Origin of the sequence: Candidatus Kuenenia sp., assembly GCF_039794105.1 — a bacterium.
In the GTDB taxonomy this organism is placed as follows: domain Bacteria; phylum Planctomycetota; class Brocadiia; order Brocadiales; family Brocadiaceae; genus Kuenenia.
Window position 1 is genome coordinate 206,773 of record NZ_JBDIWA010000002.1, and the last position, 25,270, is coordinate 232,042.

Sequence of the window (25,270 nt, forward strand, 5' to 3'; positions counted from 1 at the left end):
ATGCATTTATGACAATTTATAGCAAATGCTTCGCCCCTACACTAAATATTGTACTGAACATAGCGATAATGGCATACATAAAAAGAAAAACTTTTTCCCTTTCACTTCTCTTCCTCTTATTCGTCGGCATTGGCTGCACGACCGTTAAGTATTATCCGTCCAACTTTGTAGAATCACTGAAGCATCCCACTAAATTCCCGGATATTTTCGATTTTAGCGTACAAAATATTGAGGATATCGTGGAAAAGAACCCTCTTCAGGAAGGTGAAGATGTAAAAATTACCGATGTTGGCGAAAATAGAAATTCCAGCATGCATGTCTTTCAATTGCGTGAAAATACCGAATTTTCCTCACATTACCACAAACGCCATGATGAAGTTATTTATGTGAAAAAGGGCAACGCTATAGCGATACTTGACGGTACGAGATACCTGGTAAAACCGGGGTCTATTTTGCAGATTCCCAGCAAAACAGTACACAAATTTGTGAATACCGGTGATGAAGCATTTATGGCTATTTCTCTTTTTTCTCCGCCTTTTGATGGTAGGGATCAGAAATTTACACAAAAAGAGAAAAGGGCCGACCGGGGGGTAAAAGAAGAAAAACGACTTGCAGGTGTTACTGCAAAGAAAATAAAGGAAGAAGTTGAAGTCTCATCAGAGGAAGGCACAGAGGAAGAAATTATCGAAGAAACGGAGAAAGTTGCAACAGCAGAGGAAGGGATGAAAGAAAAAGCTGCTTTGCCCTTGTCCGATGATCGGGATTTTCAAACAAAAAAAGAAGGTACTGCTTCAGACGATTATCTAACGTTAAAAGAGAGGGGTAAAAAAAAGGCAAAAAATGCAGAGTCTGTTGAGCCCCCAGAAGTTGACATCGTAAGTTTGCATGAAAAACTTACCCACCTTATGAAGTTAAAAGAAGAAGGGATTATCTCCGCCGATGAATATGAAAAAAAGAAAGATGCGCTGATCATGGGTGGAGTGAGAGATACCTTTACAGAGCCAGAGAATTTGCAGAAAAGAGACTTGCCCCAAAAAGACGCTGCGCTCTTAAAAAAGGTTGATGAATATGCACAACGACCGGAAGATACATACCGTTTGCCCAATACACCATTAGATAAGCATACCGATATTGAAGAGACCTATTATAAGGAAGATCCGTATACGCAACCGGGAGATGAACAACGACAGGGAGAGGCGGGTTATGAGGGAACTTCAGCGATTGAGACATTGCCAACGGATCATAAGTTAAGGCTATTGAATGAAATGCGATCGGAAGGCCTGATTTCAGCAGAAGATTTTGAAAGAAAAAAGAGGGAGTTGGTCCTTAAAACAGAAGAAAAGACTTTTCCGATTCCCCCTCAACAAGGCGCTGACAGAGAAGATAAACTTAGCGCCCTTAAAGAATTATATAAAGAGGGGTTGATAACGGAGGAAGATTACCGGCATAAGTATAATGAATTAAGCGTGAAAGAGGAATCCGGGTCTTTTGCCTTTGATGAAAACACCTATGATGAAAAAGTAAGCGAGCTGGAAGGGTTATATAATGACGGGCTTATTACAGAAGATGATTACCGGCTCAAATACAAGGAATTAACAGGTAAGGATGTTTTTACCTATGATATTATTGATAAAGAGGTTAACAACGAAAAATTATCAGAACTTCGTGAATTGATGGAACAAGGAATCATTACCAAAGAAGACTATGAAACCAAAAAAACACAATTGACGGGCAATTGACCATATTTTACCCATCGACACGCCTCTTATTCCACAAACGCATCAATGCGTATTCCCGCTGGTAGGGGGGATTTTGCCATTAAATACATATCGCAGCAAAGCCGCAACCAAAATGTAGAGACGCACGGCCGTGCGTCTGTCCTATAACCACAAAGGGCACAAAGAATACAGAACGCAAAGGACACAAAGAAAAACTTACAAAAAAAGGTAACACTTTAGTCTTTTGAAAAATTCCAATACTAGCGATGTTCGCCGCAACATTGTAGGGGCGAAGCATTTGCTGTAAATTGTCATAAATGCATTCATACCCAAACGGGCAAATGCTTCGCCCCTACTAAAACGTTGTAACTCCTCATTAGTAAACCTGTTTCCGGCATAAATCTTTCTGGCATACATTTCGCTCACTTATCATACCTGACGTTTATTTAAATTGAATTACCTATCCTGCCAATACTTTTTCGCTTGATATTTTATTGCGAATAAAATATATATATCCCGAAAAATATCAATGTGAAGCCACACTTCTTTGTTTTTGGCTGTACGAAAAAACGGTAAGTTATTGACCAATACATTGAAGGCGTCATTGGTGCATACAGCATAATAATTGGTGGAAATCATTTAGAAAACTGGCTGAAATCTTACGTTCGTTTCATGTTCATTTTACTTTTTGAAAGGAGAGTTTGTATTTTTTATGAGAGATTTGTATTTGGTCTTTAAAATTTGGTAATCAATGGCAGAAACCAATATTGTTTAAGAAAGGGGGACAGGGAAGTGATGAAAAAACTGACATTAGTATTGTGTATTTTTTTTATTGGCCTCATAAGTTTTCCGTTGATAGGGGGAACAAAGGTTCATGCAAGTGAACTGTTTGAGGATGAATTTGATGGGAAATCTCTGGAAAATTCATGGATTATATTACGTGAAAATCAAAGTGATATTAGTCTTACCGAAAGCCCGGGGCATTTAAGGATTGTTTCCAAGGCTGAAGACTTGTGGCAAATAAATGTAAACAACAAGATTAAACTCCTTCGCCGTGGGCCACATGGCGATTTTGAAATAGTCGTCAAGTTAACGTATGATCCCAAGGAAAAGTTTCAGCAAGCAGGAATAATCCTCTACGAGGATGAGGAAAACTATGTAATGCTCACCCGCCAAAAAGATGACGCACAGCACGTCGTAATGAGCAGGTCTATTTCTAAAACGGAAGGGGCGAAATCTGCCGCCACATCATTGACAACATTGTATTTAAAATTAACAAAGTCCGGGGAAAGTATTTCCGGCGCTTTCAGCACGAATGGAGAAACCTGGACGACCGTAGATCACATTTCCGGCTTACATTTTAAACATCCGCAGGTCGGCTTGGTAGGTTTTAACGCTCAACAAAAAACCACGGCCAATGCGGACTTTGATTTTTTTAAGATAAGTGCAATAGGCGGAGGGGTTGCTTCTGCAGTGGAGGAATTGCTCGAAGTAAATAAATACAATAAATCCATTCACGTTATGGCAATGTTGATGGTCGGTTTCGGATTTTTAATGGTCTACGTAAAAAGATACGGCTGGGGGTCTGTTACCGCCACCTATATTGCCGTGAGTTTTGTTATTCCTTACTACATGTACTTAAAATCAAAGGGGCTATTCGGAGAGGCGGCGGAATTTCAAATAGACCGTTTGATCCTCGCGGAATTTTGTGCGGCGTCCATGCTTATTGCAATGGGGGCATATTTGGGAAGATTAAAAATGTCTCAGTATATTATTGCGGCATTGTTGTTCGTTCCTTCCTATATGCTTAACGAATGGATTATGTTAGACGATGGAATGGGTTTGATACCAAAGGGGAAGCTCATTGATACGGGCGGGTCGATAGTTATCCATCAGTTTGGTGCATATTTTGGATTGGGCGTAATAATAAGGATGACCACAAAGGAAGACTTCTCGAAAGGTATTGAGTCCGATAAGATAAGCAATCAGTATTCGATGCTTGGAAGTATGGTGCTGTGGATATTCTGGCCATCGTTTTGTGCGGCAGCCGCCGAGGCGTCACAAATGGTTACTGCGGCGATAAACACCATTCTTTCCTTATGTGCAGCAACAATTTCTACTTACCTGGCGACCACGCTGATTCGAAAGAAAATCGTTATTGAAGATATGGCAAATGCCGCACTTGCCGGCGGTGTGGCTATCGGTTCTTCATGTGCTTATACAACGCCAAGGGCAGCGCTGATGTTAGGTTTCATAGCCGGTATTTTGAGTGTCATTGGCTTTGCACTCATACAACCACGGCTTCAGAGAATGATTAAGGGCATTGATACCTGCGGCGTTCATAACCTTCATGGTATGCCTGGTATATTGGGTGGTTTGGCAGCAATTTTTATGGCAGGCAGCGCAGTACCCGGATTGCAGATAAAGGGGGTTGTTATCACCTTTGTCGTGGCCATTATTACCGGGCTTGCAAGCGGGACGGTGGTTTCTATGTTTGGCCACAGAAGAGATTCTTACAATGATGAAGAAGAATTTGTAGTGGAAGCCCACTAAGAGTGCTGCCGGAGAAGATATATTTACATAGACCTCCTGCGTTTAATAAAACGCAGGAGGTCTTTTGTTTTTAAGGAAAAGATATGAATAAAATAATTGAATGCGTGCCTAATTTTAGCGAAGGAAAAGATCCCCGGAAGGTAGCAAAAATTGCTGCTGCGGTTCAAAGGGTTAAGGGGGTAAAATTGCTGAACGTCGAATCTGATCCTGACTATAACCGCACGGTAATTACCTTTGCGGGAGAGCCGGAGGCGGTCAGGGATGCGGCTTTTTTCGCCATAGAAACGGCAGCGAACGTTATTGATATGACACTGCAAAAAGGGGAACATCCGCGTATTGGCGCAACAGATGTTTGCCCTTTTGTTCCCGTTGCAAATATTACCATGGCTGAATGCGTTAAAATCGCGCATTTATTAGGCAAGGATGTTGGAGAAAGGATTGACATTCCCGTGTATCTTTACGCGGAAGCGGCAAATGTACCTCAACGTTATTTGCTCCCGGACATACGGAAAGGCGAATATGAAGGCCTTTCAAAAAAATTGAGCGATGCGGAATGGCGGCCTGATTACGGCCCTTCAATATTTAACGACCGTGTGAAAAAAACAGGCGCCACGGTAATTGGCGCGCGGGAATTTTTAATCGCTTACAATGTGAATCTGGATACCGACGATATTTCCGTTGCCAATACTATTTCAGCGATAATCCGGTCTTCGGGGAGAATGAAATTGAATGAAAAAGGGGAAAAGGAGCGTGTTGCAGGTACGCTGAAATTCGTTCAGGCAATGGGCGTGGATTTAAAGGAATACAAAATCACTCAGGTATCCACCAACATCCTGAATTACAAAGTAACCCCGCCGCATGTTGTTTTTGAAGAGATAAAGAAACTTGCAAACGTTTATGGCGTAAATGCCAGTGGCAGCGAGGTTATTGGCCTTATACCAAAAGGCGCCCTCATTGCGGCAGGGCGTTTTTATTCTTCGGAAGAAAACGAACAAAACCTTGTCAACGTTGCAGTAGAAAAACTGGGATTAAGCCAGCTAAATAAATTTGCGCCGGAGAAAAAAGTTGTTGAATATATGCTTGGACTGAATTGATAATTGATACACTGATAGATGTCGCCTGCGCAAAAAGAGGGATGGGCAGGCGTCTTCCGGCAAAAAGCCGGAGATTATCAGACAAGATATGCGTCGATTTCTTCTTTATTGAAACCATACAATATCTTATCTTCATTAACAACGACAATGGGAAGTTTGTCGAGAGATTCTATGTCATCTGTGCCAACAATTCTTATTGCATCTTTCCTTGCGTCTTCATCCTTGTCTATATCGTAGGAAATGTAATCTGCATTTCTCTTGTTTAAGTATGCAAGTAATTGATTACATTTCGGGCAAAACGGGGTGCAAAATACTTTAAATTTATTTTTAACCATGTCTTTCTCTCTTTCTTCGTAAAAGGATATTCTATAGTAGGGGCAAGGCATTTGCCTGCTTACAATATAACTCGTTCAACAGAGCGGAGTAGGCGCATGTACAGTATTTTATTCCTTATCTTCTATGCAGGCAAATGCTTCGCCCAATAAAGGTCCGCGTTTCCATGCAGGATGCCATTACAAGTTAAAATTCAAGCATAAACAGGGTTATCCGTCAACGAAAAAACCCTATTCGCCTCAATTGTTTATCAACAAATTGTAATGCAAGGAAAGAGACAGGTAATGGCAAAGAAAAAGGATAAGAACATATATGCTGAAGTTTAAAAACAGGCAGGAATTGGGCTGGTGTTTTTACGATTGGGCGAATTCGGCATTCGCCACAACCGTCATGGCAGGATTCTTCCCGGTGTTTTTCAAAAATTACTTGTGTCAGGACATGGAAGTGACAAAAAGTACTGCGATTTTGGGAATGGCAAATTCTTTGTCGGGGTTTTTAGTGGCGGCGATTGCCCCAATAATTGGTGCGATTGCGGATAGCGGGTCGTATAAAAAAAGATTCCTGATTTTTTTTGCGTATCTTGGCGTCCTGTCAACAACAGCACTTTTTATGGTGCAGAGGGGTAATTGGCTGTTTGCGGCGGTTGCCTACACAATTGGCACGGTTGGATTTTCAGGCAGTGTTATCTTTTATGATTCCATCCTTCCTTTAATAACAAATAAAAAAAGGATTGATTATGTATCTGCGCTGGGTTATGCAATGGGTTATCTTGGCGGAGGGATACTCTTTGCATTCAATATTTGGATGATATTACAACCGGCATTTTTTGGACTAAAAGATGCGAACCACGCAATACGGGTTTCCTTTTTAACCGTTGCCGCCTGGTGGGGAATATTTACATTACCCATTATTTTTTTTGTAAAGGAACCAGGGAAAGAAACCCGCATTTCGTTGAAATTTGCTTTCCGAAGCGGATTGAAAAGATTAGCTCATACCTTACATAAGATACAACACATGAAAACGATAATTCTTTTTTTAACCGCCTATTGGCTTTATATTGATGGCGTGGATACTATAGTAAGAATGGGGGTTGATTATGGATTGTCAATAGGTTTCGAATACAGGGACTTGCTGCTGGCATTGCTTATCACCCAATTCGTGAGTTTTCCCTGCGCTATAGCATTTGGAAAACTGGGAGAAAGAATAGGGGCGAAACATGCGATTTTTATTGCTATCGGAGTCTATATCTTTGCCGTAATGTGGGCAATGAGGATGAAGGCAACATATGAGTTTTATGGGCTTGCTATCATAATAGGGCTTATTCAGGGCGGTATTCAGGCAATGAGCCGGTCTTTTTATTCACGCCTTATTCCCCATGATCAATTGGCGGAGTTTTACGGATTTTACAATATGGTGGGCAAGTTTGCCGTTATTCTAGGCCCTGTTTTAATCGGCATTACGGGGATATTTTTTGAGAGTTCGCGAATAGGCATTGCGTCAATCGTGATTCTCTTTATAGCCGGAGGGGTACTGCTTTTTTTTGTGGATGAAAAGAAAGGCGCTGAGCAAACAAAATATCTTTCTTTACATAAAAACGGACAGTAGGCAGTAGGCAGTAAGTAGTAGGTAGTAGGTAGTAGGTAGTAGGTAGTCGGCAGTCGGCAGTCGGCAATCGACAATCGACAAATTGTGGATTGTGGATTGTGGACTGAGGATTGAGCACGAGGGGATGGGGTCATATCTTGATATGTGATTAAACCCATTTTTGAAATCAAGGATCAAGATGTTACCCCCTTTTGCTCCTTTATCAACAATATAATAAAATCAATGCGGAGGTTATATAATGGACATTTATCAAATAAAAACAGAAGTAGATTACAAAAAAGCACTTTCCGAAATTGAAAATCTCTGGGGCTCAAAGGAAAATACAAAAGAAGGAGATAAACTAGATATTCTTTTAGTTTTGGTGGAAGCATACGAAGAAAAACACTATCCAGTTGATCCACCTGATCCGGTAGAAGCATTAAGATTTAGAGTGGAACAAATGGATTTATCCAGAAAGGATTTAGAACCATTTATAGGAAAACGTGGTCGAGTGTCAGAAATTTTTAATCATCAAAGAAATCTTACTTTAAATATGATTAAAAAGCTTCATTTTAATCTTCATATTCCTTTAGAAAGCTTAATCGGGAATGCACCCGTGGCGGACTTAGAAGCACAAAACTGTCAACCTGTATAAATGCCAGATAGAAGCACTGCACTTGATTTAACCGCGTCACCCGCCATTGCGCCAAACGCCTGTTGGCGGTTCGTTGTTCTTTTTCTGTCGTCATAGTCCGAAGTAATAATCTCTCATTTTGTTTGCCATAAGTTTCCTTCTCAAAGCCAGAAAGTCTTGATAGTCGTCTATGGTCATTTCCATCAACTCTGTCGGAACACAATTCAATTTTAAATTGTCCAAAAGTTCCTGCTCTGTCGAAATTCCACTTACTTGTCTGTTGTTCTCAGTCATTTGCGTTTTGAGTAAGTCGAAATAGTCTTTAGGAGGCTTGTTGCCCACCTTAATGTTTATTTCTGACTGCATATACACATAGTTTGCAATCTGATTGTATTTGCTTCGGTCAAGCCCGTTCTTCTTCAAATAGCCTTTTGGAAACAAATGGTGTATGTCACCACGAAGCGAAATCAAGTCGCTAACTAAAACGTCTTTTGATAAAAATCCTTTGTCATTAGCTTTTACTTGTGAGGCAAGAAATACGTGGAAATATGGACTACTTGCAACAGAAGTGTCCAAACTTTGTGGCAAAGAAGCGTTCCAAAATGCTTCTGAAAGTTCGGCTTCTTCTCGCTCGTTCAAAATCTCGTTAAATGGTTTGTGTGAAATCTGCTTAATGTCGAAGTCAAACGCACTTTCTGGTGAACCTGAATACCGACCTGTCAGAATTGAATAAACCAACCAACGTCTTGCATAACTCTCAATGTCAATGGAACTTACTCCAAGGTCTTTCAGTTTAAGGTAAACTATGTAAGCAAAATTTATAGCGTTTTGTGAACGGATTAGTTTAGGTGAAATAAAGCCGGCTGATTTTACAATCATTAAAAACCTTTTGAAATTGGTTTCATTGATAAAGTTGGTTACTCCGTTTTTAAGTGTCGCAAATGATTGTTGAGCTATTTCTGCTTCGTATGTTCTTGTTTCAAAATTTCTTCCTGATAACAAACTAACCAAGTCGGAAAGTCTGCCCCTGTTGAATTGTGAAGTAAAAGTAACACGAATTAAGTCATTATAGTCGGGGTCGTAAAGGTCTTCATTTTCAGTTTTGAGCCATTGCATTTTTTGAAAGAAGTCTGTTTTTGCAAACTCCTTGTCATTATCTACTATGTGTTTGTAAAAGTCAGGAGCAATGGCAAGGTGGCAGAAATAGTCAATCGTTTTTCTTAGTTCATTTCCACCATTTTCGGTGTCTGCTGCAATCTTACTCATTGCAAAGTCTGCTTGACTTAAAACAACTCCTTTTGAGTTGATGCGGATAAAAATTTCCGTAACGGTTTCAATGTCTAAGTCAGGCGAAAGTTCGATTAAACCAATTTGCTTTTTCGGTATGTTAATAAGGTTTGAGAAAGCGTTACGAACGTGCTTTTTGTCAACATCAGTATTTAGTTCAAAATAATTGTCAGCAATCTCAAATAGGTCTCCGTTTATTGCTTCTGAAATATCGTGTAGCCAGGTTTTGTCTTTAAGAATGGCTGGATTTTGAACTTCAAACCGTTCTTCAATTGGATTGAACGCTATTTTGATTTTTACTTGTTGATATGTCTTGTTGATTATATATTGTCCAAGAATTGCAGCTGTTAATGCTGTTACTCGTTGTTGTCCATCAATTAAAACCTTTTTTCCTTCACTTAAACTTCCGTCTTTCAGCCTTACGTTAGGGTTTCTCCAAGCGATAACATAGCCAACAGGATAACCTTGATATAAACTGTCCATTAAGTCGCGGACTTTTGAACTGTCCCAAACAAATGGTCTTTGAATTTCTGGAATTGCAATTTCTCCTGAATTTACCCAAGCTAAAATTGTCTCGATTAAGTGTTGGTTAACTGAATATTTCTGCATCAAGTCTTTCCTTTTTTGTCTGTTCGTTTATGGTTTCGGTGTCGTCTCTTACAATGACCGCCAACGTTTTGCGTGTTGCCGAAGTTGGCGATTTTCAGCACTAAAGTTCATTCGAAGCACTACTGTTTGTTGACCCACAACTGTAATATGAAGCACGGAACCGCTAATTTTGGCAACACGCTGTTATAGGCTGGCGTTCTTGTCTGTCGTGGCTTACTACCATTTTTATGTCTTCTGTTACTGTTATTTGTCGAGTGCTTTTTTGTCTGGCTTGTGTAGGGTGTTTTATTTTTTTGAAGCATTGGAAAATTTTTAAAAACAATTATTGTTTGCTTGGCTTAAAGAGTTTCTGATATTTCTTCCTTCGTCATTTCTGTTTGTTCGGTATTCAAGACTTAAACTAAAATTATTGATTACGGTTTTTTGTTGCTTTCCATCAAGCACAAATTCATATTCCACTTTTTTATCATCAGGGTAAAACAAAACCCGTTTTACATCAACCGAAGTTTTAGAAAGTTTGAAAACCTTTAAGTCATTTTTGTATGTATCGGAATCTACATCACCGCTATTTAGTTTAATCAAACTTGGATTAACGGCCATTTCAAAGGTCTTGGTAATTTCCAATTCGTTGCTTACTGCTTCCGTAAAGGTTTCAAGATAGCTGCGTCGCAAACTGAAAACACATAGCGTTTCCAATCTTTTAAGGTTATCCCAATCGGTGTTTTTCAGTGCAAAATAATCTTAAATGTGATTCAGGTCTTTTCGCTTACCGTCATTCTTTAAACCCTTCAGGCGAACGCCCCGACCAAAAATCTGAATGATTTTATTGCCTTTGGTTTTGCCCAAATTAATCAAACCAATTACCGAAACACGGAAGCAGTTCCAACCTTCGGCAAACTTTCTACTACCAATCAATACATTGATGGGGGATTGTGGTTTGTCTATGTTTTCAAAGAGGTATTTTTCAATGTTGCTGATTACAACCGAAGCGCTGGTAACTTTTTCTACATTTTCTCCTTTGTAATCGTTGATGAAGTTTAAGCCATTCCCAACATTGATGATACCCCAATAATCGCCTGTGCCATAAGAAAGCAAAATTTCATCTTCTGCATTGGGGTTTCGAGTTAGCGTTAGTTTACCATTGTAATCGCTGTTGGATACATTTTTGATTTTCGCCCTTTCTGCTTTCGTAAGCTTGGCGAGATAGTCCGCAATTTTTGAAATGTCTGAAAGCTCATCAGCACCTTTTTTGCCTTCATCTTTCTTGTCATTTACGGTATTACCCTTGAACGCAATCAGTGGTTTGTCAGGAAAGGCTGTGGCGGAGAATAGGTCTTTGATGCCGGAGTAATCGAGCTTGTTAAATACGTCTAATTTTTCTTCAATTACTTTCAGGTTCAAAGCAAGGTTATCATCCAAACTGCCGTTCAACAACACATCTGCATTTACTTTCTCGAAGTAAAAATCGTTACCATAACCATCCCGATAAAACAGGTTGTAGTTGTAATCGTAAATAATGGATTTACTGTATTCATTTTCTAATTTGCTATCAAGGTTGTGGATAGTAGCCGAATACTCAAAAAGAAAACTGTGTTTGATATTTAGCCTTCTTCTCAGTTTTAAAAACTCTCCTTCATCATCTTTTTGGCTTGTTCCTAAACCGATGTGAGCTTCATCCACCAATATCAAACGCTGATATTTTTTGTTGTCGGGAAAGTCAAAAAAGCCGCCCGCTTTGTTCAGCAAGGTACTTGTGGTGTCAATGGTAAATCTGATTTTGTTTCGATGGATTTTATTCAGGTATTCCACCAATGGCGTTACTTCCCGTTCGTGTTGATGTATCAGGTTTACTCCGGGTGTGGTGATGATAAGTTCCAGGTCTTTGAAACCTTTGTTGTGTTCTATAAACTGAAAAACATTGATGTGCATTATCATTGTCTTACCGCTTCCTGTTGCCATCCAGTAAGCCAATGCACTTTTTGCAAAGTCTTCAAATTCCTTGCTGTAACGTTGCCTGAAAAAAACTTCGGTAAAGTAAATCGCCAATATCTGATAGTAACGAAGGGTTACTTTTTGTTGCTTGTGGGTTTCCAGATAAGTGTTGTAAGCTTTCAGATACTTCTTTACGGCGTCCAATATTTTTTCATCCAAACCAATAGAAGCATCATAAGCTTCAATTTTTTCCTGTGTGAACTTGTCGAATAAATCAATCGTCTCCTTCAGGAAGTGCCTGCGTATATGTTGATATAATTTTAATTCCATAATTTTGACTTAACTGCTTTTATACTGTATTTCCAATGCCTTTGGAAGCATTAGCAGAAAAGGCAATGCTTTTTCATACTTTAAATCTTCATAGAACAATCCTGTGCGGGCTAAATTATTGTAGTAGGCTTGCAGGTTGTGATAATAGTAATACTCGCTTGCTATATACCACGCATTTTGACCTAAATGGCTACTTAAAAACCATTTTTCCAGCAGCCTGGCAGCTCTGCCATTACCATCATTGAATGGATGAATTTTTACAAATACTAAATGAATGTAAGATGCATAATAGAAAATCTCTTCGGGGCCGGGCGAACCGGCAAGCAATGTTTCCAGTTCATCCCAAAAGCGTTCAAATTCCTTTTTTACAATGGATGCAGGCGCAGCTTCGTATTGTATGCGTTGAGACTGCTGCTCCATAATCAGCATGTTACCTGTCCTTATCACGCCTCGTTGTGCCTCCGGCAATAACTGACGGGTAGCTATGCTGTGGGCTTTATAAAAATTGGATAGGCTAAGCCTGTTGTCCCTTGCAAATTCATAGGCTGCGTACAAATCATTGGGCTTTTCGGTCAGGTTGGGCAGATATTCAATGTTGAGCACTTTGTGTTTTACATAGCTGTCAACCTCTAAGGTTTCGCCTTCTATACGGGATGAAGACATTACCGATACTGCAGTGGCAAATTTAAAGTTATCCGCAGTCCATTCTTTTTGTTTAATTGAAGAAAAGGCATCATTCAGGTCTATATCCAGCATGGATACATACGGTGACAGTAAATCGTTTTTAAGCAACTTTTCCATACTGTTTACTGATTAAAAATGTCTGCGTGAATAATATTTACCTGCAACAATCTTTTGCCTACTTGCAGTTGTTTGTCTTTGAGCATTGCCTGAATATTGAAATCATAATTGACTTCTATTTTCACGGCATGAATAGGGTGCATTCCCGATTTTTTGTAAATATAGTCAAAAAAATAAGGTTTTCGGAAGATGAATAATAAAATTTATTGCAAGGGTGGTACAGGCATTCCTGCCTGTATTCCGCACAGGCAAAATGCCTGTGCCACCCGTATAGACAGGCAGCTTGTGTATTAAATATCACAAGCAGGATGCTTGTGTTACATTGTGCAGATAGTTACAAAAATCGGGATTGCACCCGTTTCCTTTTGCTATAGTAACTCTCGATATCAAGGCTCGTGGTTAAACTATATCTTTGCAATTATAAAGTCAAGAAAATCATGGGATATAGTTAAACTTGCATTGTACAGATGCTTCAAATTTGGCTGTATATAATGGCTACTTTGTGTGAAGATTTTTGGAAGCTTTCAATTGTTACCTTCATTTGAAATCTTAAAACACCAGCAACTCTAATAGTTCCAAACATGGCAGTCCGTGCCACCCTTATAAAACTCATATTTTGTGAGCTTTTTGAGTATACCTTACAAATGGCGAGCCGGTTGAGTGCATTGTCAACACCTGATACCATCAAAGAAATGACACACCTTCCGGGAAACAATGTCTTCTTTTCCCCGGTAGAAATGGTCGCTGTCTTCTATTAACTCACTTGTCACGGGCAAGGGTATTTTTTCTAAACCTTGCAGTGTGTCTTCCACTGTAGTGGCAAAATCATTTTGATTATATATGAATAATTTTGGTTTTTTACATTCATTTAAAAAACTGAGGTCATATTTTCCAAATGGCGTGGAGATTGAAGCAAATGCCGATACTGCGTCGCTTGCCGCCGCCACTCTCATGCCAACAATACAACCGAATGAATACCCCGCAATAAATATCTTCGCGCCCCTCCCGGACTGCTTTACCAGGAAATTTAGAGCTGAATGAACGTCCGTTACGGCATCGGCATAATTTTCACTGCTCAGTGTTTTTTCCCAGTACTGAAATATTTCTGCAATATCTTTTGCCCCGCATTCGCTGTTGCCAACACCGCGGTAATTGAAACGGAGCGAGAGAAAGCCGTCGTTTGCCGAAACATGCGCAAGGCTCGTTATTATATTGTTTTCCATATCGCCGCCGAGGATAGGATGAGGGGGACATAAAAGAATTGCCTTGGAAGGCATTGTGTTTTCATCGTATGCCAATACTCCCTCGAGGGATAAATTATCCGAAGGAAAACGAACGTGTTCTTCTGTTATGTTCATGGTTGTGCAGAGACGTCCCTTTCTTTTTGAATGCCTTTCAAAAGCATTCGTGATAATTGGATATTGTGTATGCCATATTGTTGTATCTGTTTTACATACCTTTGCATTTTCGTGTTAGTATTGTTTTCCAGTATAACCGGCTGCGTTTTTTCTTTCAAAAACTCTTTCCATTTATCATAGAGTAATCCGTAATCATCATTATGACACTCTATACAGATACTGCGGGGATCACGGAAGAGAAAATTGTTTTCCTCCTGTTTGTGGCAATCGGTACACAACACCGCCTTGTACATCCAATCAGGGGCGCCGGTGACGGGAGAATGGATGCCCGCATATCGGAGCGAACCGTTTCGGTAATCGTTTACTGCGGAATGGCATTTCAAACAATCGTCATTTGTTGCCTCATTGTGATGACATTTTTTGCAGCCGGTTTCTTCGATAATTAAATTGCCGTGTGTTTTAGTGTTTGCCGGATCGTTGGTATGGCATTCACAGCACTCAATGTTCTGCAAGGGTGAATGGCGGTTATGCAAAAAAACGCCTTCCTTATATTTTGTACGGTAATGCAAATAATTTACGTGGCACCTGTCCGTGCATGAGCCTGAAGGATACACGAACGGGGTTTGCCGCATCAACAGGTTTTCTTCCCCTGATGTGGGTGGATTGAGCGAAGCGATAAGAAAACAGGCGATGATTATTAATCGTTTCATGTGCTTTCCTGCAAAACCTGATTGAGTTTCGTGATGCTGTATTCCAGAAGGTCCTTTACATATTTAATGTTATGGGCGCCGTTACTCCCGTCTTCCTTAATAAAATAATAATTCGACTCCGCTTCAGTAATAACATGCCCTGCATCCGGAAGGGGGAGTTTTTTTGCCCTTTTCAAAAGAAGCTTTAGCAATCGCATTCTTTTCGAGACGAAAGATATTTGCTCAGATACTATTTTGTCAAATCCACTATCATGGCAATTGTTGCATACCCCCGGCGCTACTTTTGATAATAATACGTCCTTGTGGCATGCCGAGCAATTGAGCGTTGCGATAAACATGGGATCGGGTTCGTCCGCAATGCCTGCTCCGCCCGTTCCCGCCATAACCATCCATTGCGTTTTGTAGAGAGAGAGGTCAAATGTGCGGTTCGGAATATTTGAAAGCACAACTCCATTTTTCTTTATAGCGGTGTGTGTAACGGCATTGTGGCATGCAACACATGATGTTTTGTGATTCATTATATGGATATCATGCATGTCCGGTGCAGTATACTTTTCCTGAATAGTTTGATGGCATACATAACAATTCTTCCTGACAACGGCTCCGTTTCCCTGTACAACAGCGAAATGACAATCGGAACAACCTACGTTCTTTCTTTCTTCGTAAGCAATGTGGTTAAATGTGTTGCCGTAAATTTGAATGGTTTTTTCTACGGGAGCATGACACAAGGTACATTCGGAAATGGGTTGTTTCTCCCTTGTGAGAAGGGCTTGCTGCATGCCGGTAAAATGACATACGTTGCAGGTATCGGCCTCTGTCTCAAAATGTTTTCCGCCATTACCATGCGAGTGACAGGAAACACAGCGCAACGTAAGATTGCCCGGAAAATATTTTGTATGTGTTGCATGCCGGAAATCTCTTGTTTTTTTGAATCGGGTTGCCGTTTCAGAGAGTTTTTGTAAAGGATGGCACAGTTCTGACGTACAACGTTCATCCGCCAGTTCAACCGCCATTACCTTCATGCTTCTGTTTTCGGGTGCATGGCAGTCGATACAGGCAATGTTCCCTGACAAGACATTGTAGCATTTATTGTTGAATGTGACGTCCGAATGGCACTTGCCGCAATATTGTGTATACTTCACCTTCGTCACGGTAAAAAACAGCGCTGCCACTGCAATTACAATGGCAATGAGTGCAGAGATTGCCAGCCGGACGACGTGTTTTTTGTTTAATTTTTTTACTTCTTCGAACATGATTTATTCTTCACTTACAACTGGAATATATCTTTTCCGCCAAAACGATGGATATGTCACGGTTTAATGACGTTCTTATCATTTTTGCCCTGATGGTACAGACATTATCTTTCAGCGTAAAGTGGAATGGTATCATTCGCTTCTCCTTATAGTGCAGCGCTGTTTTCAATTCGACAAACAGGCTTGCCTCTATGTAGTCATCAACATGCCCCTTTGTATTTAACAACTCTATTGTCACGAGCACTTCCCGGTATCCGTAATCACCCGTTGGCACACTATGCGGGATGCCGGTATTGGTTATTTCAAGTACGCCCTCAATAGCATCTTCTGTCTGAACTATTTTGGTAAAGCAAAGGGACAAAATACGTTCGTCAGCGGGAATTAACTCCTGAAAAGAAAAAAGATGCTGCTTGCCTTCCCGCTTTGGATATATCTTTTGCCAGGGTTCATCCTGAATAAGTTTTCGGACTATTTCCGGCATATGGCAGTCCTGGCAGGTCTTTTTATCTTCAGCGTCTTTTATTTCTTTCCAGACGTTATACGTGCCGACGTGGCATTTTCCGCAGAGTTCACTGGTCTTGTAAAACATATTCATCCCGGCAACCGGATGCGGGGCGCGGGCAGGGGTTGGCCCGGCGAGTGTGCAGTCATTTAAATGGCAGGCATTGCAATTGACCCCCTCTTCTACATGTATATTCCGAGGGACGATGCTAGCATCGGTAAAAATGGTTTCCGGTGCGTGGCATCCAAGGCAAAAAATGAATGAATAATCAAATGTTTGTTCCCTGAAGGCATTGCTGGTATAACTTCCGGCATGGGGAGAATCTTTCCATTCATGATAAATATCAATATGGCAATCGCCGCATTTTCCCGCTTCAGGCGATTTCATGCCTGTTTCCACCAGCTCAGGGTAAATAATGCAGCCGCTGATAATGAAGGCCATCGGAAAGAAAAAGATAACTATGAAAAAGGGAAACAGGCGCATGCCTATTGATGCATTTTCAGGATTGCTTTGTATCATGCCTTCGTTTTCCTCTGAAAATGAATGGAAGGAAGATAAAGAACAAGGCGCATGCCACAAGAATAAAAATAAAGACAAATTCGTTGTGGATACATTTTTTGAGTAAATACATGGGAATGAAAAACCATGGAATATGTTCCGGTTTGTTTACAGGGTTAAACGGGAGCGGGAAAAACAAAACGGCAAGGAGGTCAAGCACCACAAGGAAGCAACCAACGATAATGTACCGGAACATTTCGTTCGGGAAAAAGGGTTCCAGCATATCCGGACGTTTGTTTTTCGTGTAATCTTTCATTATTTAGTTAATACCTTTTTTCTTCGGAAAAGACGCAGATAACCATTGCACAAGTCATTGCGTTGATGAATTGTAATTACCAAGCAATATATATGCCAGGCATTTTCAATGCGGCTTTTTTGAGTTAAATAACAACATGGCAATGGTTAAAATAAATAACGCAAACGATTTTGACAGAGATTTTTGCGCCTTTGTGTAATATTTACAAAATAGCGATGTAAAAATTACCTGTCTGGTGGGCTTTTGTGTCAGGTTTTTTTACTTCCTCATCAGTGGGAAATATGCCATAGTAGCCGCATGAACGAAGAGCATTCACCTATGAAATTGCTTATGCAAAGATTGCAGCATAATGAAAGCGAAGTGGTGCGCCAGGCCCTTGAAGAAATCGGCAGATCCGGAAAGGGGAATCGCGAGGCCATAAAAATGCTTCAGGACTTTTTAAAGGGAGAGCGGCGAATGCCTCTCCGCGTTTTGGCGGTTCAAACTATTGCAAAAATAAAGGAGTCCCCTCAATCTTCCGCAAAAGAATTCAAAAAACCGAACGTCTTTCAATGTCCGGGGGCGGAGAAAATAAAAAGGGTGGAAATTTTGGAGGTAACGTGTCCCCACTGCCACCAGGAAGGTACGGCGTCGGTTGCCGGTTTTGAATATGAATTCGCATGCGAGAGCTGCGGGGGAATGATAAAGCGAGATATCCCTGAAAGCTGTATTGAGAAGTGTCCAGTGGGAAGCGAGTGTGTTGGTGAAGGACATTATCAAAAATATTTACACGGCAGAAAAAAAACTACTTGAGATACATAGCGCAGGAAAAAGCCGTAACCAAAAAGAGTTTAACCACAAAGGGCTTGGCGCAGCCTTTGGCCGCAACCAAATTCGAAATACGAATAGGGAAAAAACATTATTGTCAATAGGTTAGGTGACCCCATTGCTGATTCCTGAATTAAATTAAATTAAATGAATTAAATAAACAGAATTTGATCTTGACCAGTCTCAGCAAGAAATGTGGTTAACCCCATACTCTTGTCAACCTCATTTACGAGTTCGTTCCGGGATATATTTAACAAGCCCATAGAATTGGTGCAGACATAAAACTTTGCACCCATTGCCTTAGCCTGGGTTAAAAGTTCAGATATTTCTTGAATATGACCTTTTCTCATATGATCTTCTAATAGTTTCCTGTGAGTCTGTCCTTCTTCATTAAGTTGGAACATAGATTTTCCTTTTACCAGATATTCTAATGCCCAATAGGTAAAAAAACACCTTACCTCTCTGCCTAATGCCAAAGCTACAAGGACAATGGAAAAACCGTGATAAATGCGGTCGTAAGAACCGCTATGAAATATGATCGACAAACCCTCCTTATCTGTTTCCATTTATTTTATTTGTTTCTAATAGTATCTGCCCAATCTAACAAAGATACGCCCGTCTTTCTTGCGGCAGCAAGTTTTTCGCTTAAATTATCAATTTCCTTTTTATTCAATCTTTCGGAAAGTATGGATAAACCGTCACAGTTTGAGACATGGATCAGGAGTGCTCTTGCCGCCGAAACAGCCTGCTTTGCCTCTTCACCAGTTAGACTATCCTTCTTTAACAGCTCGGCACAAGAACGGGCAGTAGCTATTACCCCATCATGCTCCTTGAGTAACTGATCGACATACTCGCCCAAAAATACACGTAACGTTGGGTAAAGAATCTCTTCCTCGTATCTGAAATGTGGGCCAACAAGTACGTTTATCTTGTCAAGTATTTTTCTTGCTTTGGCAACATCCTTTGATTGCAAGGCTTCCATTAATTCAAGCAATCCGTCCCTTACTTTTCTGTGGTCTTCTCTGAATTCTGCAATTGGATCTAACTTCGTCATCTTGTTCACCCTCCTTTTTTAAATTCATTTTATATTCACTATCCGATTAGTTGTCTATAAATGTAACTTTCCCTTCCACCACTTTGCTACGAACATTTGATAATACTCCTTCTTTTGCTCAAAACTAGTTATATCGAAATCATGGATTACAACGAAGGGTAATGGGATAGGAAGCACTCATATTTATAGAGTCATACGGTTAAAACCTGTTTATTCATTATAACGATTTTCGTATGTAGACTTTAATACTTTTATTTCTTCTTCAGAAAGACCCTTCATCCACAAATGTTCTTCCTGTTCCAACAATTCCTCAATTTTTTGTTCGTATTTTGTCTTCATCTCATCACTCTTTTGGGCAGCGGCCTTAATTACGGCAGGTAAAAACTTCATATAATAGTGCTTTGCCACCTCATACATGCCATGCCAGTGAGTATAATCAGGACCCATCATACTTGCTCCATGTCGTGCCCTTCTGCCTTCATGGTGCCACAATTCCCAGAAAACCCATTGTACTTCATGTTCAAATGGGACCTTTGGGTTTAAGACTTCATCCTCCGTCAGTGCCTTCATCATCACCTGCGCAGGTTTCGCAAATTTTTTGTTGTAGAGGACCACAAGACTATCGAATTGTTGGTAAAAATTGTCGACATGGGTATGATTATGGCAATTTCTACACACGCCCTTCATTTTTTCACGCCGTTCTTGCCAGGTCACAATTTTATCAACACGTTTTGAAACGATTTTCTTAACCAACGTTTCCTCGTGCACGATTTTTTCAATCACCTGAACCTCTTCACCAATCTCAGGCAATTTCCGGGTATCGGGATAATCTTCCTTAAAACCATCTTTATATATTACCATATTTATTTTTGTACTGACGACCGGCCGAAGTGTCCAGCTAATTCGTTCTCCAACATCATGGTTACTCGCATTATGCTCTCCTTCCGATGTCATATAGCTGCTGATATGGCAGGTAGTACACGTCGGAGCTGCGGAGTAATCCTTTCCCAACACCCAACTACCTTCTTTATCCAGTGCCATGTGATCAATATTGGCGGTATACGCAATTCCATGCTTTGACTCTTTATAAATTTCCATTTGCGGATGATCAGGCCCCATGTGGCACTTTCCGCAATTTTCAGGTGCTCTGGACAATTTTGCCTCAAATGAATGTCTCGAATGGCATGCGTGGCACGAACCTTTTGAACCATCCGGATTTAGCCGGCCAATTCCACTGTTTGGCCATGTATCAGGGTCAATTACCGGTTTTCCCTCTTTCCGCAATATCTCACCCGCATCATTACGCTTAAATCTTATTATGCTTCCGTGGCATTGCAAACAACCGTTAACGGCATCTGCATTATTGTCTGGAAGGCCAATAACCTTCTCAGCAAGCAGATTATCAAGGCTATCAAAGATTTCACCGGCTTTTGCATGATGACTTCTTGAAAACTCTTTATACTCATTTGCATGGCAATTTGAGCAGTCTTTGGGAGTAACTAATATAGAAATCAAAGCTCCCATATGCTGCCAGGCGTCTATTTCTCCCTCATTAGCCTTGTGACAATCAACACACCCTACCCCTTTTTGAGCATGGCGTGATCGTTCCCACTCCATTACCAGAGCAGGCGTAATGGTTTTATGGCATTCGACGCACATTTGATTCGCAGCTGTTATTATCGGACTTGGCTTTATATCGAGCGGGTATTGTTTTTCAACTTCAACTGCTTTCTTCGGTAAATGTGAAAATTTCTCGGTCAAAGCATGGTTCTCTCTGTGCAACTCATTAGCCTCGGCACACATGGCGCCAAAAACTGACAGTTCCAAGAATAAAAACAGATAAAAAATCTTTAGCAAGTTTGTTTTGTTGCACATGTGTTTAATTCTCTTTTCTCTTATTCACAAGAGTTCGTTTTTATCTTTCAACTCTTTCATATAACGACTTTTAAACGCCTGCCAGTGTTCCTCTTTATGAGCAAACCATTTACGGAGCGTATCACTGGAACAGATATCTTTCATCCAATGGTCAATTTTAGCCTCTTCTTTTTTTAGACCCCGTGACCAGAGACGATCAACCAGTACCCTTATCCCATCACCTTCGTCCGGTTTTTCATAAACCCGTTTTATTCCAAACAGGACAAATTTAAACCACCTTTCTCTTCACTCTATAAAGAAATCCAGTCTCATTCTAAAACAAGTAGCATAACTTCTGTGGCATAGTAATTTTTTATTTTAGCCAATTTTTAAGCCGAGTGTTAGCTTGAAGTTATACATTCGTTATTTAATCGTTCAATATCTTCTTGCTGTAATTTCCAGCCGATGGCACCCAGGTTTTCCTTAAGGTGTTCAAGTTTTGTTGATTTCGTTATGGTAACAATCCCCTTCTTGGAAATTAGCCAATTTATCGCAATTTGAGGCTGCGTCCTGTTATATTTTTTAACCAGTTCATCTAAAATTCTTAAACCAGGTTTTGCAAGCTCACCCTTTGCAAGGGGTCTCCATGCGATAATGAGAATATTATTTTCCTGGCAGTAGGGAATTATTTTAGATTCCATATTTTCTGTAACTCTACCTTTGTCTCTCACAAGCAGGTTGTATTCAATTTGATTCGCAACGATTTTATTTTTCGTATATTTCTGCGCTTCTTTTATTTGTTCAACCGCAAAATTACTTACCCCAATACACTTAACCAGTTTTTGTTCAACTAGAAAATCCATGGCCTTCATGGTTTCCTGTATTGGGATGTTCGGGTTCGGCGCATGAATCAGATATAAATCAATATAATCCGTATTTAACCTCCTCAGACTCCCTTTCGCAGAAACAATGAGTTCCTCATAGCTTAAATGCTCCGGTGAAACTTTCGAAGTGATAAATAGATTTTTTCTATCAAAACCACCGATTGCCCGTCCAACCAGTTCTTCTGTATGGCCTTGGGCATACGCTTCCGCGGTATCAATGTTTGTTATTCCAAGTTTGATCGCAGTTTTCATTGCAGAAATATCTTCACTATCATACGTAGTGTCTGCCACATCTCCTCCGCCAATATTCCATGTTCCAAGACCTATAACAGGTATTGTAATATTATCTGTCAACCTTTTGAATTCCATGTTCGCCTCGCATTAAAATCGGATGGGGTATTTCTCAATCACATCCTTCCATTTCGTAAATGTAATAACCGCTCTCTTTAATGGCCTTTTCAACATCCTCTGATGCCTCTTCCGTATGACAGATGCGACATTCCTTGGTTGTGAGCGGTTGTCCCTCCTGTCCGACTCTCTTTAGATATTCAAGACCATATTGAAGGACCTTTTCGTGGAGCTGATCCTTTGGGACGATAATATCAAAATGCATCGTCGCCCCGTTCTTCTTTACGACGTAGGTATCGTAGACAGTTACTTTCATAGAGTATCCCTCCGATCTTTAGCGTATTGATGAGACAATAAACGGTATCTTAATTGCGCAATGCGTGCGAAATCTCTTGCTTGTCTGTTAGTCAGATGATAGATGGATGATAAGAAATTGCTTTTCCTCATCAGGTGGTCAGATTAGCAAAAACAAAGAAAGATTACAATATTTTTTACTTTACTGAACACCAAAGGGGAGAGAAATGGGAAAGAATGGTGTGAAATTATAGAAATTATATGGGTATAAGAAGATGGGCAATGTGCGGCACATTACCCGATTTTTCACAAGGAATGTATCTATTCAGCGAAAATAATTTAGAATTTATTTGACAGATAATATGAGAAAAGCAGGCAGCAAGTATGGTTAGCGATATATAGGGTTGCAGATGCGGTCACCGCAGTCCATAGGAAGTCTTTGCAAAGAGAGGCGTGAGGTCTGTTCAGTGATAGAATTTCGAGCCTTTGTGGTGTGTTATAGAGCGAAAGAAAAGGCTGAAAAAACCTGTGGTATAATAGATGCAGTAGATAATTTCAGGCTAATTATACAGGTATCATCCATTGACGATAGAGAATATAGACGTAGACGCAACACTCCGGAAAGTAGAGAAGCTACTTTCTGAAGAGAAAGGGCTGTCCCCGGCGGTGAGGTCAATGATAGAGTTGTAGGTATTGTTGATAACACTGCTGGCAGGACGTCTGAACCGGAACAACCGCAAGCCGCCCTCAAGTGATCCGAATCTCAAGAGAGAAAGCAAGGCGAAGGGTGAAAGGAAGGCAGGCGGGCAAAAGGGCCGTGATGGAGTAACGCTCAAAAAAGTAGACAATCCTGATGAGGTGGAAGTAATAAAAGTAGACCGGAGGAAGTATCCGCTACATATTTGTCAATGGTAAAGATTTGACCCCTTCCTACCATTCATAACTGCACAAACACCAAATCCTCGAATTCGAGCTCCGTATCTGGAAATCCCGCATTCCTTCTCATTTGCAATAGAACTCGAAAGAAGGCTTCCTTTAGTTCTCGCTGACCCGGATTGTCTTCCGCGGGTTTTCGTTGATTCATAAGAATGAAACTATTGAGCGTGCGGATTAGATCGTCGGGAGCCCAAAGCCATGAAGCTACGTAAGAATCCAGAAAGTCCTGCTGACGCTCTATATGAACACGGGGTTCTGGAAATTGACCTTGAACGAAGATTCTCAACGCGCCACTTAAACGCTCATAAACGTTGCGTCGCCGGACAGTGGCTTCCGATATGTCGGAAATAGTGGCCTTTAAATGCTCTATGTCCTCATGCGTTTCCGAACGAACCTGCTCCACAATCCGGGTGATAGCTCCGATATCCTCGCGAGTGGCTGCGTTCTTACCCTTTTCTCTCAGGTATGTGGGCCCCGCAAAGTATATAACGGCAATTCCAAGCCAGATTGATACTAAGATCAGCCAATCCACAATTAATTCCTCATCGTAATTATATTTCGCGTTTTCATCGAAGAAATGATTTGAGAGCTAAACGTCCCCGCTCAGCAGCCGGGGCCGCCATAGCGGCAATGAACCACAGAAACCGACATGCTGGCCCGGTCTGCTGCAGCGTTTGGTTCGGCATGCCTTTTAGTCCCTGGAATACGTTTCACAACTCCGGCGGTTGTCGCGACAGGGAGCGAATCTCATCGCGTAAGGAGATCACCTCATCCCGGAGCGCGGCCAGTTGTTTGGCCCCTGCCAATTCGGCGTCGATACTATCGGCGTCGCGGCCGACGAAGAAGGTGGCGAGCGCCGCTGTCACGTAGCCGAAGATACCGAAGGCGTACAGCGCCAGAAAGACGCACAGTACACGCCCCTCGGCCGTCTGCGGCCAGTACTGCGAGCCCAGCGTCGTCATGATCATGGCGGTCCACCACAGCGACTCGCCGTAGCTGTTCGGGCCTCCGGGCGCCTCGTTCTCGAAAGCGTACATCCCGGCCGCGCCGGCGAACGTGACCAGGACTGTGAGGGCGATCACATACCCGAAGCCCCGTCGGCTCAGGCTCGCGCCCAGCGCCTTCATCCCGCGGTTCAGCGAACTGACGACACGGACCAGCCGCAACCCCCGCCCCGTGCTGGCCAGGCGGAGTAGCCGAAACGCACGGAAGACGCGGAAGATCCTCAGCGCGGGGATCAGCAGTGAAATGGCGGTCAGCCAGTTACCCTTGAGGTAAACGACCTTGGCCGGGGCCAGGACCAACTTCACAGCGAAATCAAGAATGAAGACGACCCAGATAATCGTGCCAAGAAAATAGAGCAGCAGACTCTCGCCCCGAATCAATTCCACAACCAATAGCCCAAGCCACGCAAACGAGAGAACTAGCATCGGTGTTTCCAGCCAGCCCTCCAAACGTTGGAGCAGCTCGTATCGCTCCCGTTTCAGCACCTCCGCGTCCGTGGCCTTCGCGTCAGGATTTTCATTCGTGCCCCCGTTGCTCATCTGGTGTCCCCGGGTTTGACCCATCCCGGAAGCCCTC

General features: G+C 41.4%; 24 protein-coding genes and 1 pseudogene. 7 read left to right on the top strand and 18 right to left on the bottom strand.

Annotated elements, in window-relative coordinates; translation table 11 throughout:
- Positions 1-68: 68 nt before the first annotated feature.
- The 3 genes from ABJL82_RS02465 to ftcD all read left to right on the top strand — a co-directional run bounded on the left by ABJL82_RS02465 (position 69) and on the right by ftcD (position 5,365).
- A complete protein-coding gene (locus tag ABJL82_RS02465) occupies positions 69-1,739 on the top strand; it encodes an SHOCT domain-containing protein (protein WP_347273109.1) in 1,671 nt (556 codons plus the stop codon).
- Between the two features lie 774 nt (positions 1,740-2,513).
- Positions 2,514-4,271: a DUF1349 domain-containing protein gene (locus ABJL82_RS02470; RefSeq protein WP_347273110.1), complete on the top strand. Its 1,758-nt coding sequence runs from the start codon at positions 2,514-2,516 to the stop codon at positions 4,269-4,271.
- An 83-nt stretch (positions 4,272-4,354) separates the two neighbouring features.
- Entirely contained in the window at positions 4,355-5,365 is a 1,011-nt protein-coding gene (gene ftcD / locus ABJL82_RS02475; protein WP_347273111.1) for a glutamate formimidoyltransferase, read from the top strand.
- 77 nt (positions 5,366-5,442) lie between these two features.
- Here the strand turns inward: ftcD and ABJL82_RS02480 are convergent, their stop codons facing one another.
- Entirely contained in the window at positions 5,443-5,700 is a 258-nt protein-coding gene (locus ABJL82_RS02480; protein ID WP_347273112.1) for a glutaredoxin domain-containing protein, read from the bottom strand.
- 310 nt (positions 5,701-6,010) lie between these two features.
- Here ABJL82_RS02480 and ABJL82_RS02485 point away from each other — a divergent pair, with 310 nt between their 5' ends.
- Both ABJL82_RS02485 and ABJL82_RS02490 read left to right on the top strand, forming a co-directional pair.
- Positions 6,011-7,303, top strand: coding sequence for an MFS transporter (locus ABJL82_RS02485; protein WP_347273113.1), 1,293 nt, complete (start codon positions 6,011-6,013; stop codon positions 7,301-7,303).
- Positions 7,304-7,541: 238 nt separating this feature from the next.
- Positions 7,542-7,937, top strand: a complete 396-nt coding sequence (locus tag ABJL82_RS02490) for a transcriptional regulator (RefSeq protein WP_347273114.1) — start codon at positions 7,542-7,544, stop codon at positions 7,935-7,937.
- A gap of 90 nt (positions 7,938-8,027) precedes the next feature.
- Here the strand turns inward: ABJL82_RS02490 and ABJL82_RS02495 are convergent, their stop codons facing one another.
- From ABJL82_RS02495 to ABJL82_RS02535, 9 genes are all read right to left on the bottom strand, one after another.
- A complete protein-coding gene (locus ABJL82_RS02495) occupies positions 8,028-9,812 on the bottom strand; it encodes a DUF262 domain-containing protein (RefSeq protein WP_347273115.1) in 1,785 nt (594 codons plus the stop codon).
- 312 nt (positions 9,813-10,124) lie between these two features.
- Positions 10,125-10,436: a hypothetical protein gene (locus ABJL82_RS02500; protein WP_347273116.1), complete on the bottom strand. Its 312-nt coding sequence runs from the start codon at positions 10,434-10,436 to the stop codon at positions 10,125-10,127.
- 117 nt (positions 10,437-10,553) lie between these two features.
- Positions 10,554-12,074, bottom strand: coding sequence for a DEAD/DEAH box helicase family protein (locus ABJL82_RS02505; RefSeq protein WP_347273117.1), 1,521 nt, complete (start codon positions 12,072-12,074; stop codon positions 10,554-10,556).
- A 9-nt stretch (positions 12,075-12,083) separates the two neighbouring features.
- Positions 12,084-12,875, bottom strand: a complete 792-nt coding sequence (locus ABJL82_RS02510; protein WP_347273119.1) for a Fic family protein — start codon at positions 12,873-12,875, stop codon at positions 12,084-12,086.
- A gap of 668 nt (positions 12,876-13,543) precedes the next feature.
- Positions 13,544-14,233, bottom strand: a complete 690-nt coding sequence (locus tag ABJL82_RS02515; RefSeq protein WP_347273120.1) for a dienelactone hydrolase family protein — start codon at positions 14,231-14,233, stop codon at positions 13,544-13,546.
- Positions 14,230-14,943 carry a hypothetical protein gene (locus ABJL82_RS02520; protein WP_347273121.1) on the bottom strand — a complete coding sequence of 238 codons (714 nt, stop codon included), beginning with the start codon at positions 14,941-14,943 and terminating at the stop codon, positions 14,230-14,232. The genes ABJL82_RS02515 and ABJL82_RS02520 overlap by 4 nt, the downstream gene beginning before the upstream one ends.
- Positions 14,940-16,196 (bottom strand): hypothetical protein, encoded by a 1,257-nt coding sequence (locus tag ABJL82_RS02525; protein ID WP_347273122.1) that lies wholly within the window; start codon positions 16,194-16,196, stop codon positions 14,940-14,942. Before ABJL82_RS02525 ends, ABJL82_RS02520 begins: the two co-directional genes overlap by 4 nt.
- 10 nt (positions 16,197-16,206) lie before the next feature.
- On the bottom strand, positions 16,207-17,217 hold the full coding sequence (locus tag ABJL82_RS02530; RefSeq protein WP_347273123.1) for a cytochrome c3 family protein: 1,011 nt from the start codon (positions 17,215-17,217) through the stop codon (positions 16,207-16,209).
- Positions 17,198-17,512, bottom strand: coding sequence for a hypothetical protein (locus ABJL82_RS02535; protein WP_347273124.1), 315 nt, complete (start codon positions 17,510-17,512; stop codon positions 17,198-17,200). Before ABJL82_RS02535 ends, ABJL82_RS02530 begins: the two co-directional genes overlap by 20 nt.
- A 318-nt stretch (positions 17,513-17,830) precedes the next feature.
- On the opposite strand from ABJL82_RS02535, the gene ABJL82_RS02540 reads away from it, so the two are divergent.
- The gene (locus ABJL82_RS02540) at positions 17,831-18,304 is read left to right on the top strand and encodes a HEAT repeat domain-containing protein (protein WP_347273125.1); all 474 of its coding nucleotides are present in this window, start codon (positions 17,831-17,833) and stop codon (positions 18,302-18,304) included.
- 167 nt (positions 18,305-18,471) lie between these two features.
- On the opposite strand, the gene ABJL82_RS02545 is transcribed toward ABJL82_RS02540, so the two are convergent.
- From ABJL82_RS02545 to ABJL82_RS02570, 6 genes are all read right to left on the bottom strand, one after another.
- A complete protein-coding gene (locus tag ABJL82_RS02545) occupies positions 18,472-18,885 on the bottom strand; it encodes a DsrE/DsrF/DrsH-like family protein (protein WP_347273126.1) in 414 nt (137 codons plus the stop codon).
- A 5-nt stretch (positions 18,886-18,890) separates the two neighbouring features.
- Entirely contained in the window at positions 18,891-19,373 is a 483-nt protein-coding gene (locus ABJL82_RS02550; RefSeq protein WP_347273127.1) for a hemerythrin domain-containing protein, read from the bottom strand.
- A gap of 210 nt (positions 19,374-19,583) precedes the next feature.
- A complete protein-coding gene (locus ABJL82_RS02555; RefSeq protein ID WP_347273128.1) occupies positions 19,584-21,248 on the bottom strand; it encodes a multiheme c-type cytochrome in 1,665 nt (554 codons plus the stop codon).
- A gap of 24 nt (positions 21,249-21,272) precedes the next feature.
- Entirely contained in the window at positions 21,273-21,509 is a 237-nt protein-coding gene (locus ABJL82_RS02560; RefSeq protein WP_347273191.1) for a DUF488 family protein, read from the bottom strand.
- Between the two features lie 119 nt (positions 21,510-21,628).
- A complete protein-coding gene (locus ABJL82_RS02565; RefSeq protein WP_347273129.1) occupies positions 21,629-22,480 on the bottom strand; it encodes an aldo/keto reductase in 852 nt (283 codons plus the stop codon).
- A gap of 34 nt (positions 22,481-22,514) precedes the next feature.
- Positions 22,515-22,775 (bottom strand): DUF2024 family protein, encoded by a 261-nt coding sequence (locus ABJL82_RS02570; protein ID WP_347273131.1) that lies wholly within the window; start codon positions 22,773-22,775, stop codon positions 22,515-22,517.
- 560 nt (positions 22,776-23,335) lie between these two features.
- On the opposite strand from ABJL82_RS02570, the pseudogene ABJL82_RS02575 reads away from it, so the two are divergent.
- Positions 23,336-23,647 (top strand): annotated as a pseudogene (locus tag ABJL82_RS02575) (IS66 family transposase); the annotation flags it as partial.
- Positions 23,648-23,690: 43 nt separating this feature from the next.
- Here the strand turns inward: ABJL82_RS02575 and ABJL82_RS02580 are convergent.
- Both ABJL82_RS02580 and ABJL82_RS02585 read right to left on the bottom strand, forming a co-directional pair.
- Positions 23,691-24,221 carry a hypothetical protein gene (locus ABJL82_RS02580; protein ID WP_347273132.1) on the bottom strand — a complete coding sequence of 177 codons (531 nt, stop codon included), beginning with the start codon at positions 24,219-24,221 and terminating at the stop codon, positions 23,691-23,693.
- 178 nt (positions 24,222-24,399) lie between these two features.
- Positions 24,400-25,257, bottom strand: a complete 858-nt coding sequence (locus ABJL82_RS02585; protein WP_347273133.1) for an ion transporter — start codon at positions 25,255-25,257, stop codon at positions 24,400-24,402.
- Between the last annotated feature and the right edge of the window lie 13 nt (positions 25,258-25,270).

What these genes read in the sequence shown, in the direction of transcription:
- ABJL82_RS02550 (WP_347273127.1), bottom strand. Translation starts at nt 19,373, where the DNA reads ATGACGAAGTTAGATCCAATTGCAGAATTCAGAGAAGACCACAGAAAA.
- ABJL82_RS02515 (WP_347273120.1), bottom strand. Translation starts at nt 14,233, where the DNA reads ATGAACATAACAGAAGAACACGTTCGTTTTCCTTCGGATAATTTATCC.
- ftcD (WP_347273111.1), top strand. Translation starts at nt 4,355, where the DNA reads ATGAATAAAATAATTGAATGCGTGCCTAATTTTAGCGAAGGAAAAGAT.
- ABJL82_RS02520 (WP_347273121.1), bottom strand. Translation starts at nt 14,943, where the DNA reads ATGAAACGATTAATAATCATCGCCTGTTTTCTTATCGCTTCGCTCAAT.
- ABJL82_RS02470 (WP_347273110.1), top strand. Translation starts at nt 2,514, where the DNA reads ATGAAAAAACTGACATTAGTATTGTGTATTTTTTTTATTGGCCTCATA.
- ABJL82_RS02510 (WP_347273119.1), bottom strand. Translation starts at nt 12,875, where the DNA reads ATGGAAAAGTTGCTTAAAAACGATTTACTGTCACCGTATGTATCCATG.
- ABJL82_RS02480 (WP_347273112.1), bottom strand. Translation starts at nt 5,700, where the DNA reads ATGGTTAAAAATAAATTTAAAGTATTTTGCACCCCGTTTTGCCCGAAA.
- ABJL82_RS02545 (WP_347273126.1), bottom strand. Translation starts at nt 18,885, where the DNA reads ATGGAAACAGATAAGGAGGGTTTGTCGATCATATTTCATAGCGGTTCT.
- ABJL82_RS02540 (WP_347273125.1), top strand. Translation starts at nt 17,831, where the DNA reads ATGAAATTGCTTATGCAAAGATTGCAGCATAATGAAAGCGAAGTGGTG.
- ABJL82_RS02535 (WP_347273124.1), bottom strand. Translation starts at nt 17,512, where the DNA reads ATGAAAGATTACACGAAAAACAAACGTCCGGATATGCTGGAACCCTTT.
- ABJL82_RS02555 (WP_347273128.1), bottom strand. Translation starts at nt 21,248, where the DNA reads ATGTGCAACAAAACAAACTTGCTAAAGATTTTTTATCTGTTTTTATTC.
- ABJL82_RS02505 (WP_347273117.1), bottom strand. Translation starts at nt 12,074, where the DNA reads ATGGAATTAAAATTATATCAACATATACGCAGGCACTTCCTGAAGGAG.
- ABJL82_RS02585 (WP_347273133.1), bottom strand. Translation starts at nt 25,257, where the DNA reads ATGGGTCAAACCCGGGGACACCAGATGAGCAACGGGGGCACGAATGAA.
- ABJL82_RS02530 (WP_347273123.1), bottom strand. Translation starts at nt 17,217, where the DNA reads ATGATACAAAGCAATCCTGAAAATGCATCAATAGGCATGCGCCTGTTT.
- ABJL82_RS02465 (WP_347273109.1), top strand. Translation starts at nt 69, where the DNA reads ATGGCATACATAAAAAGAAAAACTTTTTCCCTTTCACTTCTCTTCCTC.
- ABJL82_RS02525 (WP_347273122.1), bottom strand. Translation starts at nt 16,196, where the DNA reads ATGTTCGAAGAAGTAAAAAAATTAAACAAAAAACACGTCGTCCGGCTG.
- ABJL82_RS02570 (WP_347273131.1), bottom strand. Translation starts at nt 22,775, where the DNA reads ATGAAAGTAACTGTCTACGATACCTACGTCGTAAAGAAGAACGGGGCG.
- ABJL82_RS02485 (WP_347273113.1), top strand. Translation starts at nt 6,011, where the DNA reads ATGCTGAAGTTTAAAAACAGGCAGGAATTGGGCTGGTGTTTTTACGAT.
- ABJL82_RS02565 (WP_347273129.1), bottom strand. Translation starts at nt 22,480, where the DNA reads ATGGAATTCAAAAGGTTGACAGATAATATTACAATACCTGTTATAGGT.
- ABJL82_RS02490 (WP_347273114.1), top strand. Translation starts at nt 7,542, where the DNA reads ATGGACATTTATCAAATAAAAACAGAAGTAGATTACAAAAAAGCACTT.
- ABJL82_RS02495 (WP_347273115.1), bottom strand. Translation starts at nt 9,812, where the DNA reads ATGCAGAAATATTCAGTTAACCAACACTTAATCGAGACAATTTTAGCT.